This is a genomic window from Anaerotruncus sp. G3(2012), assembly GCF_000403395.2.
Classification (GTDB): Bacteria; Bacillota; Clostridia; order Oscillospirales; family Ruminococcaceae; genus Anaerotruncus.
In genome coordinates this window covers 35,576-53,611 of record NZ_KE159659.1, presented here as the reverse complement: position 1 = coordinate 53,611, position 18,036 = coordinate 35,576, and the positions used below count along the sequence as shown (strand labels likewise).

14 protein-coding genes are annotated in these 18,036 nt (G+C 50.4%); all 14 read right to left on the bottom strand.

What is annotated here, in order from left to right; all coding sequences use genetic code 11:
• Window positions 1–39: 39 nt before the first annotated feature.
• The 14 genes from C814_RS10610 to uvrB all read right to left on the bottom strand — a co-directional run bounded on the left by C814_RS10610 (window position 40) and on the right by uvrB (window position 17,919).
• Window positions 40–495 carry a cell division protein SepF gene (locus tag C814_RS10610; protein ID WP_016317809.1) on the bottom strand — a complete coding sequence of 152 codons (456 nt, stop codon included), beginning with the start codon at window positions 493–495 and terminating at the stop codon, window positions 40–42.
• A gap of 108 nt (window positions 496–603) precedes the next feature.
• On the bottom strand, window positions 604–1,311 hold the full coding sequence (locus C814_RS10605; RefSeq protein ID WP_016317808.1) for a YggS family pyridoxal phosphate-dependent enzyme: 708 nt from the start codon (window positions 1,309–1,311) through the stop codon (window positions 604–606).
• Window positions 1,265–2,539: a biotin/lipoyl attachment domain-containing protein gene (locus C814_RS10600; RefSeq protein WP_016317807.1), complete on the bottom strand. Its 1,275-nt coding sequence runs from the start codon at window positions 2,537–2,539 to the stop codon at window positions 1,265–1,267. The genes C814_RS10605 and C814_RS10600 overlap by 47 nt, the downstream gene beginning before the upstream one ends.
• Before the next feature lie 4 nt (window positions 2,540–2,543).
• On the bottom strand, window positions 2,544–2,786 hold the full coding sequence (gene hfq / locus C814_RS10595; protein ID WP_016317806.1) for an RNA chaperone Hfq: 243 nt from the start codon (window positions 2,784–2,786) through the stop codon (window positions 2,544–2,546).
• 162 nt (window positions 2,787–2,948) lie between these two features.
• A complete protein-coding gene (gene miaA, locus C814_RS10590) occupies window positions 2,949–3,902 on the bottom strand; it encodes a tRNA (adenosine(37)-N6)-dimethylallyltransferase MiaA (RefSeq protein ID WP_016317805.1) in 954 nt (317 codons plus the stop codon).
• Window position 3,903: 1 nt separating this feature from the next.
• Window positions 3,904–5,844, bottom strand: a complete 1,941-nt coding sequence (mutL, locus tag C814_RS10585) for a DNA mismatch repair endonuclease MutL (protein ID WP_016317804.1) — start codon at window positions 5,842–5,844, stop codon at window positions 3,904–3,906.
• 23 nt (window positions 5,845–5,867) lie between these two features.
• Complete coding sequence (mutS, locus tag C814_RS10580; protein ID WP_016317803.1) at window positions 5,868–8,483, bottom strand: DNA mismatch repair protein MutS; 2,616 nt, start codon at window positions 8,481–8,483, stop codon at window positions 5,868–5,870.
• Window positions 8,484–8,533: 50 nt separating this feature from the next.
• The gene (locus tag C814_RS10575) at window positions 8,534–8,941 is read right to left on the bottom strand and encodes a YlbF/YmcA family competence regulator (RefSeq protein ID WP_016317802.1); all 408 of its coding nucleotides are present in this window, start codon (window positions 8,939–8,941) and stop codon (window positions 8,534–8,536) included.
• A 29-nt stretch (window positions 8,942–8,970) separates the two neighbouring features.
• Complete coding sequence (miaB, locus tag C814_RS10570) at window positions 8,971–10,383, bottom strand: tRNA (N6-isopentenyl adenosine(37)-C2)-methylthiotransferase MiaB (RefSeq protein ID WP_016317801.1); 1,413 nt, start codon at window positions 10,381–10,383, stop codon at window positions 8,971–8,973.
• Between the two features lie 631 nt (window positions 10,384–11,014).
• Window positions 11,015–12,226: an FprA family A-type flavoprotein gene (locus C814_RS10565; RefSeq protein ID WP_016317799.1), complete on the bottom strand. Its 1,212-nt coding sequence runs from the start codon at window positions 12,224–12,226 to the stop codon at window positions 11,015–11,017.
• Window positions 12,227–12,303: 77 nt separating this feature from the next.
• Window positions 12,304–12,462, bottom strand: coding sequence for a rubredoxin (gene rd / locus C814_RS22875; RefSeq protein ID WP_016317798.1), 159 nt, complete (start codon window positions 12,460–12,462; stop codon window positions 12,304–12,306).
• A gap of 95 nt (window positions 12,463–12,557) precedes the next feature.
• A complete protein-coding gene (gene uvrA, locus C814_RS10560; RefSeq protein ID WP_016317797.1) occupies window positions 12,558–15,380 on the bottom strand; it encodes an excinuclease ABC subunit UvrA in 2,823 nt (940 codons plus the stop codon).
• The gene (locus C814_RS10555; protein WP_016317796.1) at window positions 15,367–15,894 is read right to left on the bottom strand and encodes a GNAT family N-acetyltransferase; all 528 of its coding nucleotides are present in this window, start codon (window positions 15,892–15,894) and stop codon (window positions 15,367–15,369) included. The genes uvrA and C814_RS10555 overlap by 14 nt, the downstream gene beginning before the upstream one ends.
• 15 nt (window positions 15,895–15,909) lie before the next feature.
• A complete protein-coding gene (uvrB, locus tag C814_RS10550) occupies window positions 15,910–17,919 on the bottom strand; it encodes an excinuclease ABC subunit UvrB (protein ID WP_016317795.1) in 2,010 nt (669 codons plus the stop codon).
• Window positions 17,920–18,036: the final 117 nt, after the last annotated feature.

Here is an 18,036-nt window from a genome sequence, read left to right as displayed (position 1 = left end):
ACGCTCTATCCTGCCTGTCGTTGATAGAAGCGGGATGCATCAGAAAAATACGCCGCTGCTTTCTAGTTCATCAAGCAGGTCACCCATGATGTCGACATTATAAGGCGTGATAATATAGGTGCTGTTTGCGACCCGTTTGATCTGTCCATTGTTCGCATAGGCAACACCAGACAAAAAATCGATCAGTCTGCGGGAAACATCCTTGTTAGTGGATTCCAGATTCAGCACAACCGTACGTTTGCTGTTCAGATGGTCAGCAACTGAGGAAGCGTCGTCAAACCGCTCAGGCTTAACCAGCACAACCTGGAGCTGGGTGGTCGCATGGATATTGACGACCTTGTTCCCGCGTTTTCCTTCGGAGTGGATCGGCGCGGTTTCATTATTAAACGCTTCCGCGCGTGGAGATTCATTCCTGATAAACTCTACATCATCGTCATCGTAATATTCATCTTCAGGAATTCCAATGAAATTCTTGAATTTGTCCATAATACCCATAACAACATCCCTCTCAGTAATTTCGATTGCGGACACGCTGGACAGGGGTGGATAAAACGCAATCTATAAAAATGCAAGAAAAGCTGACCGGTCGCGGGCCGCCGCCGGTCAGTTATAATTTCTGCGCCCAAAGATCACGCTCCCAAGCCGGATCAGGTTGGAACCATGCTTCAACGCAAGCAGATAATCGTCTGACATACCCATAGATAAAAAATCCATACTGATATTATCTATTTTTTTTGCTCTAATGTCAATAAATAGTTTTTGTAAATCTGCAAAACAACGTTCTTTTTCGAGGTCAGAAGTAAAAATCGGCGGGATCACCATCATTCCCCGCAGATGCAGACGATCAAAACAGGCCGCTTGTGCAAGGAAATCGTCCAATTCGTCAGTTGAAACACCAGATTTTGTAAGTTCGTTCCCGATATTTACCTCTACAAGACAGTCCATTTCCCGATTGTGTTTTTCACACTGGCGCTGAATCTCTTTGGCGAGCGGAATGCTGTCAAGAGACTGTATCATCGTCACCTTGTCAATAATCTGGCGAACCTTGTTTGTCTGGAGATGCCCAATAAAGTGAATTTCTACATGTTCTTTCTGGTAAGCATCATATTTGGCACAAAGCTCCTGCGCCTTATTTTCTCCAAGCAGTGTGACCCCGCATGCGATTGCCTCGTTGACCCGCTCAGGCGGAACGGTTTTCGTCACTGCCATCAAGCGCACATCAGACGAGCTGCGTCCGCATTGTGTGCAGGTTTCAGCAATGTTGTCATGTATCCGATTCAGAATCTCCTGAATTGTTTTTGTCTGTTCCATTGCGTTTGTGCCCCCCTTCTATGATAACTTCGTCATATTGCTGCAATCCGACATAAGTTCCGTTTTCATAGTATTCCGGATCAACCTCCCTGCAAAGGACATATCCGACATCCTCATAAATCACAGTGATCGGGCGGAAAATCCGTTTTTCCCCCATGTTGATATAGACGCCCTTCTGGATACCGGAGAATCGTACCGCCGATTTGCTGACCCGCAGCCCGGTAATGGATTTGAAGCTGACATCCGCTTCGGTCACCCGCAGATTGATGAGGGCTTCATTGATATAATCACAACGGAATACCACCACCGTTTCCGGGGCGCCACCCGATGGGTTGACTTCTTCGATCGTTGCCGGAACGGGAGAAACACCGCTGATATTAAAATCCAGCGTCACGCTGCTTCCTTCCCGGTACCGATCCGCATCTTGGGATTCAATAATGACCGCATAGTACCAGTTGTGGTCGGTCATCAGCTTTCCGACCCGGTCGGACGGCGTTTCCAGAGACGGACGGGAGGTGAGATGCCGGATGTCCTCTGGCGTCAGCTCATCCAGCTCTTTGAGATCAACCATGTTTTCCAAACCGTCGATCGTCCGCATAAAATAACCCTGTTTAGGAGAGGAGATCGTCTCCGGCTCTTCCTGAATCTGTCCCTGAAAGTAAGCTTCTTCTGCCTCAATCAGTTCAATCGCATCATGGTAGTTTTCCTGTTTTCCGGTTGCAATCTGCTTGGTATTCATCAGCACAAGAAGGTTATCCGATGAACCAGATAATCCAGTGAGATTGTCCGATTGAACCGCATCAATAATCGCACCGACCTCGCTGGCGATCTGTTTGTTCAGTACATCAGTGTGCGCATAGGAGGTGGTACCCGGATCCTGTGCCTTCTCCAAAAGCAGGCGCCGATTTTCCAGCTCACGCAGTTTCTGGACATTCCCAGCATCGGATTCACTATAATAAACCTCTGCAATTAGGGAATCCTTGGAAACCTTAGTTCCATCTCCCACAATGTAACTCGCGACCCCATCTTCAACAATCTTATCCTCCAGTAGAAATTCTTCACGAAGGACAATCCCTGAAACGCGAACAGTCTCCGCAACGGTATAAGGATAGGTCGTTTCGGTCTGGTACTGGTCGTTCAGATAGCGATAAAAATAAAATCCGATAAAGAGCGCCAGTCCGGTTAAAATCAAAAATACCAGCCATTTTTGAGCTGCACTTGCTTTCATTTGGTTAGTCCTGCTGCTCTGCTTCTTCGATCTCCAGTGTCCGGATGTGGCGCGAGGGGGTAACGGTAGAAATTGCGTGCTTGTAGACAAGGTTTTGCCGGCCGTCACAGTCCAAGATCACGGTAAACGAGTCAAAGCCGCGAACAATCCCTTTAAACTGAAATCCGTTTGTCAGATACATAGTGACCGGAACCTTTTCCTTCCTTGCCTGGTTCAAAAAAACATCCTGAAGATTCAACTGCTTCATGCTTTCCCCTCCATTTTTTCAGAGTATTGTATTATGCCTGTGTAGCAGGCAGTGCTGTTCCACATGCATTTGATTCTAAACGCGGAAACTGCTTTTCCAGCTATTATCTATTTTTGGCGGGTTAAAAACAAGCAGGATTGCTGTGTTTCTACACCTATTATATCATAAGATACCACTTTTGTGAATCGCATTTTTTGCCAGATCAACCAGTTCATCCTGATTTTCGCATTGATCTACCAGCAACCATTCGATGCGGGAATCCCGGCGGAACCATGTGAGCTGCCGTTTTGCATAGTTGCGCGTTGCCTGTTTCAGCCGGTCTATACAGCTTTCAAGAGAGTCTGCACCATCCAAATACGGCTGCAATTCCTTATATCCAATCGCCTGACGGGCGGTCCCTCCGTAGATCCGGCTGATCTGCCTTGCCTCTTCAACCAGCCCTGTTTCGAGCATCCGATCAACCCGTAAGTTAATTCGGTCGTATAACATCTGTCGGTCACTGTAGCTGATTCCAAGCATACAGAGCGCATAGTTTGAAGGCTTCAGGCGGGATCTTCGCTGATGTTCAGTCATTGTGATCCCAGTCAGTTGGTAGACCTCAAGTGCACGCAGAATTCTGCCCAGATTTCCCGGATGCAGCCGATCGGCAAGCTCCGGGTCGTTCTCTCGCAGTAGATCGAGCATATATTGGTTGCCGCGTTCGGCTGCAAGGGTTTTTAGTGCATTTCGGACTGCCGGGTCACTGCGGATTTCGGTAAAATCCAGATGATCCACAACTGCATGGATATAAAGGCCAGTTCCGCCTGCAAGGATTGGGAGCTTTCCCCGTTGGTGGACTTCGCGGATCGCCTCATGCGCAAGACGGGCATAATCCACAACCGAAAACGAGGTCCGATCAGGCGGGACAAAACCAATCAGATGATGTGGAATTCCCTTCATTTCGGAGGCATCCGGCCTGGCGGTCGCAATCTGCATCTGCTGGTAAATCTGCATCGAATCAGCGGAGATCACTTCCCCGTCGAATGCCTGTGCAAGCCGGACTGCAAGCGAGGTCTTTCCGGAAGCGGTCGGGCCAGCTACCACGACCAGCGGTATTTTTGTATGCTTCTGTTCCATGTCAGCCCAACCTGCCAAATTTTTTTTCAATTTCCCTGCGCGCCATGCGGATTGCGACCGGGCGCCCATGCGGACAATGTCCAACATTCCCATCCTGCTGGAGCAGCCGAATCAACTGCTCCAGAGTAGGTGCCGGCGTTCGGTCATGCGCTTTGATTGCTGCGCGGCAGGCGATCCTGTGGTAAAGCTCCTCCAACTGGCCTGGCAGCAGATTGCCGTTTGCACAGGAAAGGCGCTCCGCGAATTCAGTCACAAGGCCAGGCAGATCGGCATCGGCAAGGATCGGTGCAACCTCCCGTACCAGAACAAAGTGATCTCCAAAATCCTCGGCGGTAACTCCCACCCGGGAAAGCAATGTGAGATGTTCGGTTACAAGCGCATGCTCTTCCGGAGAAAGCTGTACCGAAACAGGCGTCAGCAACAGCTGTCGTTCCTCCGCCAGTCCTCCTGCTGCCAGACGGTTGAAGAGCAGCCTTTCATGCGCAGCATGCTTGTCCACCAGAATCAGTTCATCCCCATTTTGCAGCAGAAGATAGGTGTCGAACAGCTCCCCGATCAATCGGGCACCATCATAAAGAGTTTCAGCAGAAGTCTCGCCCGGAGCCGAAGCTTCAGGTGGTTCCAAATGGATTTCAGAGATGACAGGAGCCGGCCTGGATGATGTCTGGGCCACTTTTTGCAGAACCGGAACAGGGGATTCTACCGCCAATACCGCTTCAGGAGAAACCCTGATTCCCGGAAAGCGAACAGGTGCTGACGGTTTGACAGAATCCATCTTTTCGGTCTGGTCATAGACTGGCTCACGGGCTGATTTGAGATGCTCCACCTTCTGCGCAAGCGTCATCCGATAGGCATCAGCACTCATCCGCTGTTGAACCGGAGCGGCAGGTTTGGCGACCTCCCTTTTCGATGGATTCTGTTGGAGGTCCTCCGCCTTCAGTTCCGGCGCAAGATTGGCGATTCCAAGCGCTGTTTTGCATCCGTAATAGACCAATTGAAAGATACTTTTTTCGTCCGCGAACCGCACCTCGATTTTGGCCGGGTGCACGTTGACATCAACTGTCTGGGGTGGGATAGTAAGGTTCAGCACACAAGACGGATATTTTCCTGTCATCAATGCGTTGCGATAGGATTCTTCCAGCGCCGCCATACAGGTCTTGGATCGGACAAACCGGGTATTGATGAAGAAATTCTGCATGGATCGCGAATTCCGCGCAGATGTCGGTTTGCAGATCACCCCATCAACCATGCAGCCTTTCGACTCATAATGTACCGGGAGCAGATTTTCCGAAAATTCTTTACCAAATACGCACCGCACAGCTGAAAGAAGGTGGCCATCCCCAGGGGTTTGAAACCGGACCTGTCCATCCCGGATCAGCTTAAACCCGACTCCCGGATATCCAAGCGCAGCTTTTTCGACCGCTGCGGCTACGCTGTTCCCCTCTGAAACATCCTTTTTCAAGAACTTCATGCGGGCAGGTGTATTGAAAAAGACGTCGCGAATGGTGATTGTCGTTCCGACCGGGCAGCCCGCATCCTCGAGAGATTCTTCCTCTCCACCCGAGATGGTATAGAGGGTTCCGACTTCCTCTTCGGCGGCGCGGGTCAACAGTTCTACCCGGCACATCGCCGCAATCGAGGCGAGCGCTTCCCCACGGAATCCCATTGTTGTGATCTGCCCAAGGTCGTCACATTCCCGCACCTTACTCGTCGCATGACGGAGAAATGCCTTGGCAACATCCTCCCGCTCGATTCCACTTCCATTATCAGCAACCCGGATATAGGAGATGCCGCCGCGTCGGATTTCGACCGTCACACTGCTGGCTCCCGCATCGACTGCATTTTCCAGCAGCTCCTTCACGATGGACGCCGGACGTTCAACTACCTCACCCGCAGCGATCAGTTCTGCGACCTGTTTTTCCAGAACATTGATTTTGGCCACACCGCCCACCTGCTTTCTTTTTGTTATTCTTTCAACAGCCCTTTGAGCTCAAACAGCTTGTTCATCGCTTCGATGGGGGTGAGTGTATTCAGGTCAATCACACGCAGACGTTCCTCCACTTCAGACGGAACAACTGCCGCAAAAGAAAGCTGAGAATTTGCGGATTGTTTTTGGGGCTGCTGGGAGTTCGAATTGGAGACCGGCCTGCCGCTCTCCAATTGTTCCAACACCTGACGGGCCCGTTTGATGATCCATTCCGGCACACCGGCCAGTTTGGAAACCTCAATCCCATAGCTGTCGTCCGCGCCGCCTGGCACAATCCGGCGCAGAAAGGTGATCTCATCCCCGCGCTTTTTGCAGGCAATGTTGTAATTTTTAATACAGGAAAGCTGCTGTTCCAGCGCAGTCAGCTCGTGATAGTGAGTCGCAAACAGGGTTTTCGCCCCAACCAGCTTCAGATCTGCAATATATTCTATCACAGCGCGGGCGATGCTCATGCCGTCAAATGTCGAAGTCCCCCGCCCGATCTCGTCAAGCACCAGCAGGCTTTTGGATGTGGCTGTCTTCATGATCTGCGCCACTTCGGTCATCTCGACCATGAAGGTCGACTGTCCAGCAGCGAGATCATCCGATGCGCCAACCCGGGTAAAGATACCGTCCACTACTCCGATCACAGCCGAAGCAGCCGGGACAAAGCTTCCGATCTGGGCCATCAGCACGATCAGCGCAGTCTGGCGCATGTAGGTGGACTTCCCCGCCATATTTGGCCCAGTGATAATCGCAATCAGCCTGTCCGACCGGTTGAGCAAGGTATCGTTCGGAACGAACGGAACACCTCCCATCAACCGCTCGACTACCGGATGCCGACCATCCTTGATGGTGATGCCATCTGACAGATTGACTTCCGGACGGCAGTAGTTATTTTCGACTGCAACCACCGCAAATGAAACATAAACGTCCAGACGAGCGATCGCATCCGCTGTCCTCTGGATCCGCTCGAGCGCTGCTGATACCCGTCCCTGTATCTCCTCAAACAGATTCGCTTCCAATACAGAAATCCGCTCTCCTGCCGAAAGAATTTTTTCTTCCAGCTCTTTCAGTTCCTGTGTGATATAGCGCTCTCCGTTGGCAAGGGTCTGCTTACGGATATAGTGATCGGGCACTTGTCCAATGTAGGATTTCGAAACTTCTATGTAATATCCAAATACCCGATTATAACCGATTTTCAATGTTTTAATCCCCGACCGCTCCCGCTCAGAGGACTCAACCCCAACCAGAACCTGCTTGGTATTCTGCACCAGTTCACGCAGCTGGTCAAGCTCGCTGTTGAAGCCGGGTCGGATAACGCCGCCATCTTTCAGAAGCGCTGGCGGTTCCTCCACAATGGCGCCCTCCAGAAACGCACAAAGATCTTCCAGAGGGTCGATTCGCTCGAACACCTGCCGGAGAAATGCGCTCTGGCAACCGGAAAGCAGCGACCGAAGCTGTGGCAGCACGCGGCATGTGGATTCCAAAGACTTATATTCGCGTGGGCTTGCATTTCCATAGACAATCCGAGTCATTAGGCGCTCAAGATCAAAGACACCGCCAAGCAGCTCGGACAGATCACAGCGCAGAATGGTATCCTGGTAAAGCTCATCCACCGCGTTAAGGCGTTTGTCGATGGCTGCCGGATTCAGAAGCGGTTTCTCAAGGAAGCGGCGCAGCATCCGCTTGCCCATCGCAGTTTTGGTTTTGTCGAGCACCCAGAGCAACGTTCCGCGTTTCTCCCCGGTCCGCATTGTCTGAACCAGTTCCAGGTTGCGCCGGGTATTGAGATCGAGCATCATATACTGCTTTGCATTGACAAAATGTACTTCCGTAATCCGCTCCAGCCCTTTCCGCTGGGTTTCATAAAGATAGGCGAGCAAGGCTCCCAGGGCAGACACCGAGAGCGTCTGCTCCAGACCGAGAGAGACAAGCGTACGAGAAAAATGCCGCTCGATCAGTTCCCCAGCATTTTGGGGATCGAACCGTTCATTGTCACAAAGATCAGCAACGCACCGCAGTTTTTCCTTTAAAAAGGAAGTCACCCGGGTCTTATCGAGCAGCCCCTCATTGAAAATAACTTCACTCGGGCTGTAACGTCCCAGCTCATTGATCAGCGATTCGGTCTCTTCGGCTGTGAACTGGCAGACTGACACCTGGCCGGTTGAACTGTCAGCGCATGCCAACCCCCAACCTTGTTCCCCACAGAAGATGCAGGCAATATAGTTGTTGACATCCTCTGCAAGCATATTGCTTTCGATCAGGGTGCCGGGAGTCACCACCCGGATGACCTCCCGTTTCACCACCCCTTTAGCATCGGCGGGATTTTCCACCTGTTCGCAGATCGCCACTTTATAGCCTTTCTTTATCAGCCGGGAGATATACAGATCGCAGGCATGATATGGGACACCGCACATTGGCGCACGTTCCTCCATACCGCAATCCCGACCGGTCAGGGTTAATTCCAGCTCTCGGGAAGCGGTGATTGCGTCATCGAAAAACATCTCGTAAAAGTCTCCCAGACGGAAAAACAGGATATGATCCCGATGCTTTTTCTTGACTGAGAAATATTGCTGCATCATCGGCGAGAGCTTTTCGATATTGATTTCCATCTGGGCAACCTCCGGCTTCCTCTAAAACTGCTGTTTGCAAAAAAACAAAATCAGTGACATCCGCCACAGGTCGAGCAAGAGCCCGAACATCCAGCCTGCGGCTCCTGGATCAAATCCGGATTTTCTCCGCTGATGCTGCCGCGCAGAATCTCCATCACATACTCGACCATCGCGTCCATCTCATTTTTGGCAGTGTTGAAAGCTGCCATGCTCTGATTGGACATGATTTTATTGTAGAGATCCCTGGTCTCCTCATTCAGTCTGGCTACTTTTTCCTGATCCCGCTCGGCCTTACTGACCTCGCTGTTCAGGTCAACCCGCTTGAGGTTGAAGTCCCCTATCAGCTTTTGCAGCTGCTCATCGTCATCGTTCGTCTGCTGGGCAGCCATCATCCGGATAAACCGTTCGTCCTGCTGAATTGCTTTTCCAAGTTCCCTCGCGGTTGCAATAACATCCATTTTCATAGTCTCCTTTTTTGACTTTCATTTCATTTTCCAAACAAAGCCCAGTTCAGTGCGCGCTCGATTTTAACTTCGACAAAACTGCCGATCATCTCCGGCGGGCCCTGAAACTCGACAATGTCATTTGAAACCGTACGGCCGGAGAGCCACCCTGCTCCACTGCGGCCGACCCCATCGGCGAGCACTCTCAGCGTCCTGCCGATATAATGATCCTGCTGTTCCTCCCGGATCGCCGACTGGATATCCAGAAGTTCCCGAAGCCAGCGGGACTTTTCCGCTTCCGGAATGGGATCGTCCATCGAAGCAGCTTTGGTCCCTGTTCGTGGAGAGTAGATAAAGGTATACAGGGTGGTATATCTCACCCTCTTGACCAGCTCGACAGTCTGCTCGAATTCTTCGCGGGTTTCTCCCGGAAAACCAACGATGATGTCGCTGGAAAAGGTTACATCCGGGATTGCCTGACGTGCATAGCCGATCAGGCTGAGATATTCCTCCACTGTATAATGCCGGTTCATCGCACCTAACACCCGGTTGCTCCCGCTTTGTACCGGGAGATGGATGTGGTTGCAGACCTTGTCGCATGCTGCAATCGTATCAATCAGCCTGTGGGTGCAGTCCTTTGGGTGGCTGGTCATAAATCGGAGGATAAAGTCCCCGTCGATGCGGTTGATCTCCCGAAGCAAATCGGAAAAATCGACCTGCTCATCAAGCGTATATCCGTAGGAGTTGACATTCTGTCCGAGCAGGGTAATCTCCCGATAACCCATCTCGACGAGCTGCCGCGCTTCGGCAAGCACGTCCTGAGGGCGCCGGCTGCGTTCCCGTCCCCGCACATACGGAACGATACAGTATGTGCAAAAATTGTTGCATCCATACATAACCGGCAGATTTGCCTTGATCGCCCCATCTCGCTGAAGCGGGATACCTTCGATGATTTCACCAGGACTGTCCTCAATAGAAAACTGCCGTTTCTGTCCCGAAAGCCGATTGTACAACAGTTCCGGAAGCGTATGGAGCGCATGGGTTCCAAAAACAAGATCAACGTAGGGGTAGCTCTGCTTGATCTTTTCGGCAGCACTCTGCTGCTGCATCATACAGCCGCAAAGCCCAATCAGCATTCCCTGCCGCTTTTGTTTGACCGGCTTGAGCGCACCAACATTTCCAAATACCCGATCCTCGGCATTTTCCCGGACCGCGCAGGTATTATAGATCACCAGATCCGCTGTTTCGGGAGAATCCGCAGGACCATAACCAATCTCCGAAAGCATACCACTGATCTTCTCCCCATCGCTGACATTCTGCTGACACCCAAATGTATGGACATATGCGAGCGGTGGATGGTCATATCGTTCAGCAAGCAGATTTTTTGCCTTTTGGGCAAATGCTTTTTGACGTATAAGCAGTTCAGAATCCATATCCAGTCGTTTGATTTCAGACAAATTTGATCCTCCAAGCTGTAAGCATATTGGTTTATTATATCATTTTTCAACAGAATATTCAAGTATTCTTCCATCCAGTGTTTTTTGACATGCAGACCCTATTGTGCTATCCTTATTTAAAAATGCGAGGAGGTCTTTACATTGCAATCTGAGAGAGTGGTGTGCCTACGAGATCATCCAGAACTTGCGGATGCCGCAGCCAAATGGTTTCACCAGAAGTGGGGTGTTCCTCAGGAAGCTTATGCACAAAGCATCAGCGAATGCCTGCAAAAGAATACAGCAGTTCCACAATGGTATCTCGTTATAAATAGAAAGGAGATCATTGCTGGGATCGGTGTCATTGAGAACGACTTTCACAACCGTAAAGATCTGGCGCCAAATGTATGCGCTGTCTATGTCGAAGAAGCATATCGCAATCGGGCATTGCGGGCAGAATGCTGCAATTTGTATGTGATGATTTATAAGCCAGAGGCATTGATACGCTTTATCTCATCACAGACCTCACTTCCTTCTATGAACGGTATGGGTGGGAATTTCTGTGTATGGCTCAGGGAGACGGTGAGCAAGCGTTATCCAGGATATATCTACACAAAAGCCTGCGCTGAAAAAACAGCACAGGCTTTTTTACATATCAGCGGATTGAGAGCGTTTCCCCGAATGCCTTCCCGAGTTCAGCAGCCTTTTGCAGGTCCTCTTGGGAAGGAACGAAGCAGACCTTCATACCTTCGCCGAATACCGACATTTTCAGGCCAGTGACACGAGCAATCAGATTAGGGACAGCTTCGCCGCTCCATCCATAGGAACCGAACACCAGAACAGGCTTTTTCTTATTGTTGATCACATCTACATGCGCAAGCAGCGACCAGACAGGCGGAACCGCTTCGCCGTTGATCGTCGGGCTGCCGAGGGCGAACGCATCAGATCGGTTGAGTAGGTCGGAAAGCATCCCCATATCGTAGTCGATGATGTCATAGAGATCAACAACTGCATCCGGTTTAGCCTCCAGAATACCCCGCCGGATTTCCTGCGCCAGAATACGGGTATTGCCATACGCCGAGGTATAAAAAACCGGAACGGTCAGCTTCTCGTTTTTATGCGGCTGGCTCCATTCTGCGTATTTCTCGATTGTATAACCAAGGCGCCCATCTTTGGTGAGTACCGGACCATGGCTGGTGCAGGCAAATTCAATCGGAAGGTCTTTGATCTTCTCAAGTCCAGCCAGCACATAGGGCTTGAATGGACCAAAAATTGCGTCATAATAACCTTTGAACGCCTGTTCATACTTTTGGGGGTACGCCATATTGCAATCAAATAGATAAGGCTCACAGTAATGGGCGCCGAGGAAATCACAGCTAAAGAGTGTTTTTTCCTCTTCAATCCAAGTAAACATCGAATCGGGCCAGTGCAGGAATGGCGCGGAGATAAACTTCAACGTCTTTCCGCCAATGTCCAAGGTATCCCCGTTCTTGGCAATCTGCAGCTTGAGATCGGTGCGGTTGGTAATGTTCTTCAGATAGATGGATCCACCTTGTGAAACAATGATAGTTGCATTGGGGATCAATTCAAGAAGCTGCGCAAGACAGCCTGAATGGTCCGGCTCGTTGTGGTTAAGCACAATATAGTCGATCTGATCAGGGTCGATCACCTCACGGATGTTCTTGAGGTACTGTTCAAAATAGGTTTTATGGCAGGACTCAACCAGAACATTCTTTTCACTGCCTTTTACCAGATAGGAATTATACGAAGTGCCGAAATCAGTTGTCATAACGATATCAAACACCCGCATATTCGGATTCAGGATGCCGACCGAATAGATGCTTTCCGTAATTTTTGCAGATGGCATAATTTCACATTCCTCCGGATATTTAGGATAAAGTATACGGCCATCTGATTGCTCAAATGGCCGCAAAAATCACAAGCTCAGGCTTTCTCAAACTGATCCTTGCCAACCCCGCAGAGCGGACAGACAAAATCTTCCGGGATATCTTCCCACTTGGTTCCAGGGGCTATCCCTGCATCCGGCTCCCCTTTTGCCGGGTCATAAGCATAACCGCAGACACTGCAAACATACTTTTCCATATTACAAAACTCCTTTGCTAAAAAATATCTTTAGGGTTACAGTGCAATGTGGCAAGTATACCACAAAGGTCTATATTTGTAAATACCCTGATGCTTTATCTTAACAATTTTTTGAGATACTGCCCAGTATAGGAAGCAGGAACCACGCAGACCTCCTCAGGCGTACCTGACGCGACAACCGTCCCGCCCTGATCCCCTCCCTCGGGGCCGAGGTCGATGATATAGTCAGCGGTCTTAATGACTTCGAGGTTGTGCTCGATTGTGATAACTGTATTTCCGGAATCCACAATCTTCTGCAAAACGTCGATCAGCCGATGTACATCGGCTGTGTGCAACCCGGTGGTAGGTTCATCCAGAATATAAACTGTTTTCCCGGTCGGACGCTTGGAAAGCTCGGTCGCTAGTTTGACCCGCTGCGCTTCCCCGCCTGAAAGGGTGGTTGCGGGCTGGCCAAGTTTGACATATCCGAGTCCCACATCATAAAGCGTCTGTATCTTGCGTGCAATCTTGGGCAGATTTTTGAAAAACTCCAGCCCTTCCTCTACAGTCATATCCAATACATCATAGATGGATTTTCCCTTATATTTTACCTCAAGGGTTTCACGATTATACCGTTTGCCCTTACAGACCTCGCAGGGCACATAGATATCAGGCAGGAAATGCATCTCAATACAGACGATCCCGTCCCCTTCGCAGGCTTCACACCGCCCGCCTTTGACATTGAACGAGAACCTTCCCGATTTATAGCCGCGCATCTTTGCATCATTGGTCTGTGCAAAGACTTCCCGGATATCGGTAAATACACCGGTATAGGTCGCAGGATTGGAGCGTGGTGTACGTCCAATCGGCGACTGATTGATGTCAATCACCTTGTCGATTAGTTCGATCCCTTCAATATCGGCGTGTTTTCCTGGTTTCACCCGAGGATTGGTCAGTTCATGGGTCAGGCGTTTGAACAGCACTTCGTTAATCAGCGAGCTTTTCCCAGATCCTGAGACACCAGTCACCGCAGTAAAGGCCCCAAGCGGAATATCAACATCAATTCCTTTAAGATTGTTTTCCTCCGCACCGCGGATTTTCAGAAAGCTGCCATTTCCTTTCCGCCGAGCCAGCGGAACCGGTATCTGCTTTTTGCCGGACAGATACTGCCCAGTGATTGATTCAGGGCAGTCCTTGATCTGTTCGAGGGAACCTGCACAGACAATTTCTCCGCCATGTACGCCTGCACCCGGCCCAACATCCACAATATAGTCCGCTGCACACATCGTGTCTTCGTCGTGTTCCACGACAATCAAAGTATTTCCCAGATCGCGCAAACGTTTCAAGGTCGCGATCAGCTTGTCATTGTCCCGTTGGTGCAGCCCAATCGACGGCTCATCCAGAATGTAAAGCACTCCCATCAGAGAGGAACCGATCTGGGTTGCAAGCCGAATTCTCTGGCTTTCCCCACCCGAGAGGGTTCCGGAAGAACGGGAAAGGGTTAAATATTCCAAACCGACGCTTCGCAGAAATCCAAGCCGCTCTTTAATCTCTTTCACAATCAGCTCGGAGATCATCTGCTCCCGATCAGTCAGCTCCAGTTTGTCAAGAAATGTGAGTGCCTGCACCACCGACATCCGACAGAACTGGCTGATATTCAGCCCGCCGACTGTCACAGCCAGAACGGTTTTGTTCAGCCTGTCTCCATGACAGGAAGGACACTCCACACTGTTCATCCACGTGGTGATCTCCTCCCGCATCCAGCTCGAGCTGGTTTCACGGAAACGGCGCTCCAAGTTGTTTACAATTCCCTCAAAATCGGTATAGTAGGTGCCTTTGGTTGACCCGGTTTCCCGATGCATCTCGATCTTTTCCCCGTTGGTGCCGTAAAGCAGCAGATCAATCGCTTTTTTTGGCAGATTCTTTACTGGTGTATCAAGCGAGAAACCGTAGTGGTTGGCAAGCCCTTCGAAGTACATCTGTGCGATACCGCCTTCAGAGTAATACCAGCCTGATGCGCGGATCGCGCCTTCCCGGATGGTCAGCTTTTTGTTGGGGATAACCAGATCAGGGTCAACTTTCAAAAAGGTACCAAGTCCGGTGCACTTGTCACAGGCACCATAGGGCGCGTTAAATGAAAACATGCGCGGAGTCAGTTCTTCAATGCTCACCTCGTCATGTTCAGGACAGGAGTAGTTCTGGGAAAAGAGCAGCTCCTCCTCCCCAGCCAGCACGACGACCAGACCACCCGACAGGCCAACCGCAGTTTCGAGCGAATCTGCAAGCCGGGACTTTATTTCTTCCTTGAGCACCAGACGGTCAACCACAACTTCAATCGTATGCTTCCTGTTTTTTTCCAGCTTGATCTCTTCTGAAAGATCATAAATACTGCCATCCACCCGAACCCGCACATATCCCGACCGGCGGGCCGCGTCGAACTCCTTTATATGCTCCCCTTTTCGCCCACGAACGGTCGGGGCCAGAATTTGGAGCCGAGTTCCCTCTGACAAGCTCATTACCTTGTCAACCATCTGGTCAACAGTTTGCTGTTGGATTGGCCTGCCGCAGATCGGACAATGCGGAATTCCGATTCGTGCATAAAGTAAACGAAGATAATCGTAAATCTCGGTGACCGTCCCAACGGTAGAACGGGGGTTTTTTGAGGTGGTTTTCTGGTCGATTGAGATCGCCGGAGACAGTCCCTCGATGCTATCTACATCAGGTTTTTCCATTTGGCCCAGAAACTGTCTGGCATAACTTGATAAGCTCTCAACATATCTCCGTTGACCATCTGCATAGATGGTATCGAATGCCAGAGAACTCTTTCCCGACCCAGAAAGCCCTGTAAAGACAATTAGCTTGTCACGTGGGATTTCCAGATCGACGCTTTTCAAGTTATGTTCCCGCGCGCCTTTTACTACTATTTTATCTAAAGCCAACCGATTTCCCTCCAAACCATGCATAAACACAGGAGTCAAGAATCTGCCCATTCTTGCATACGTTCTTTTTCAGAACCCCTTCGAGCTGGAACCCCGCTTTCTCCAGTACCCTGCGGGAACCGGCATTGCTTGCAAACGGTTCCGCAAAGATACGAACCAACCCAAACATAGGAAATGCCTCCGCACAGGCCCGTTTCACCACTGCGGACATGATCCCTTTCCCCCAGAACGGCTCCCCGAGGAAATAGCCGAGTTCCGCCGTTTTGCAATAGATGTCGCTTTCCGGAAGAATGCTCACGCATCCCACCGCTTCCCCGCCCACTACAATCGCCCGGATATATTTTGGCTGGGTATCAGTGGGATCCAGACAGGATACAATAAATGCCTGCGCATCCTCTAAACGGTATGGATTCGGAAAGCTGTCCCGCAGGTTGCGGGCTACCGCAGGATTGTTTGCATATCGACAGAGTGAATCCATATCCTCCATGCGCCACTCTCGAAGTAAAAATTTCATCACAACTCCCCCTCTTTATTTCGGTACTCGCGCTCTGCCAGGATGGTTTTTGTCCTGCTCCTGTTTGAGTTTGGTGATCTTGTCGCGCAGGTAAGCGGCGTGCTCAAATTCCAGAATCTTTGCCGCATTTCTCATCTCAGCGGTTAACTTTGCGATCAACGCTTCCCGTTCCTTGTAGCTCATTTTTTTGCTGGATTTTTTCTTTCCGCCGGCTGTTTCATCCTTGGCAGAAATCTCCAGAACATCACGAATCTCTTTGGTGATCGTCTTTGGAGTGATCCCATGTTCCCGATTATAGGCAAGCTGGATTTCCCGACGACGGTAGGTTTCACGGAGCGCATTTTCCATCGAATTGGTCACGCTGTCTGCATACATGATGACCTTGCCCTGTGCATTACGCGCCGCACGTCCGATCGTCTGTACGAGAGAAGTCTCGCTGCGCAGGAATCCTTCCTTATCCGCATCCAGAATCGCGACAAGCGAAACCTCCGGTATATCCAATCCTTCCCGTAGCAGGTTGATGCCGACCAGCACATCGAATTCTCCGAGTCGCAGATCGCGGATGATCTCCATTCGCTCGATCGTGTCGATGTCGTGGTGCATGTAGCGGATTTTAACACCCATATTTTCCATATAAGCGGTCAAATCTTCTGCCATCTTTTTGGTCAGCGTGGTAACCAGCACCCGCTCCCCGACCGCTGTACGCTGGTTGATCTCAGAAAGCAGGTCGTCGATCTGCCCTTCAACCGGACGAACCTCGATCTCCGGGTCCACCAAGCCGGTTGGCCGAATCACCTGTTCAACAATCTGTGCACTTTTGCTGCGTTCTAACTCGCCAGGGGTCGCGCTGACAAATATGATCTGGTTCAGCTTGCTGTAAAACTCGTCAAAGCTGAGCGGACGGTTATCGAGCGCAGAGGGCAGCCGGAATCCGTAGTCGATCAGGCTGGTCTTGCGGGCGCGGTCTCCACCGTACATTCCCCGCACCTGTGGCAAGGTGACATGTGATTCATCCACAAAGAACAGGAAATCTTTTGGAAAATAATCGAGCAGAGTGCACGGGACGCTGCCCGGCTCGCGTCTCGAGATCACCCGCGAATAGTTCTCAATCCCTTTACAGAATCCAATCTCCTGAAGCATTTCAATGTCATAGTTTGTGCGCTCTGATATTCGCTGGGCCTCGATCAGCTTGTCCTTGCTTTTGAAATAGGCGACCCGTTCATCACATTCCTGGCGAATATCTTCGATCGCGACTGCCATTTTTTCCGGAGGCACGATATAATGAGAGGCTGGATAAATCGCAACATGGTTGATGACATTTTTAACCTCCCCGGTCAGGGTGTTGATTTCGGTAATCCGGTCAATCTCATCCCCGAAAAACTCCACCCGGATTGCAGTATCCCCCGAGTAGACCGGGAACACCTCCACCACATCCCCGCGCACCCGAAATTTGTTGCGTACAAAATTGATATCGTTGCGCTCATACTGGATTTCCACCAGTTTCTTTATCAGTTCGTCCCGGTCTTTGGTCATACCGGTGCGAAGCGAGATTACCATGTTATGGTAATCGATCGGGTCTCCCAGCGTATAGATGCAGGAAACGCTTGCCACAATAATCACGTCCCGACGCTCCCCAAGTGCGGCAGTTGCCGAATGGCGCAGCTTTTCGATCTCGTCATTGATAGCGGAATCCTTTTCAATATAAGTATCGGTGTGAGCAATATACGCTTCAGGCTGATAGTAATCGTAGTAGGACACAAAATATTCTACCGCGTTGTGCGGAAAAAACTCCTTAAACTCGGAACAGAGTTGAGCTGCCAGTGTTTTATTATGGGCGAGGACAAGGGTTGGACGGTTGACGTTGGCGATGATATTTGCCATCGTAAATGTTTTTCCCGAGCCGGTAACTCCAAGCAGGGACTGTTCTTTCATCCCGCTCAAAACCCCTTTGGTCAGCTTTTCGATTGCCTGTGGCTGATCTCCTGTCGCCTGATAGGGCGCTACAAGTTCAAATCGTTCTGGCATCGTCCACGCCTCCTTTTCCATTTGAGTTTTAGTCATATCTTAAAAACACCAGAATGTGCAAGCACTCTTCCAGTATGGACCATGCTGGATGTCTGCATACAGGGAACATAAGTTCCA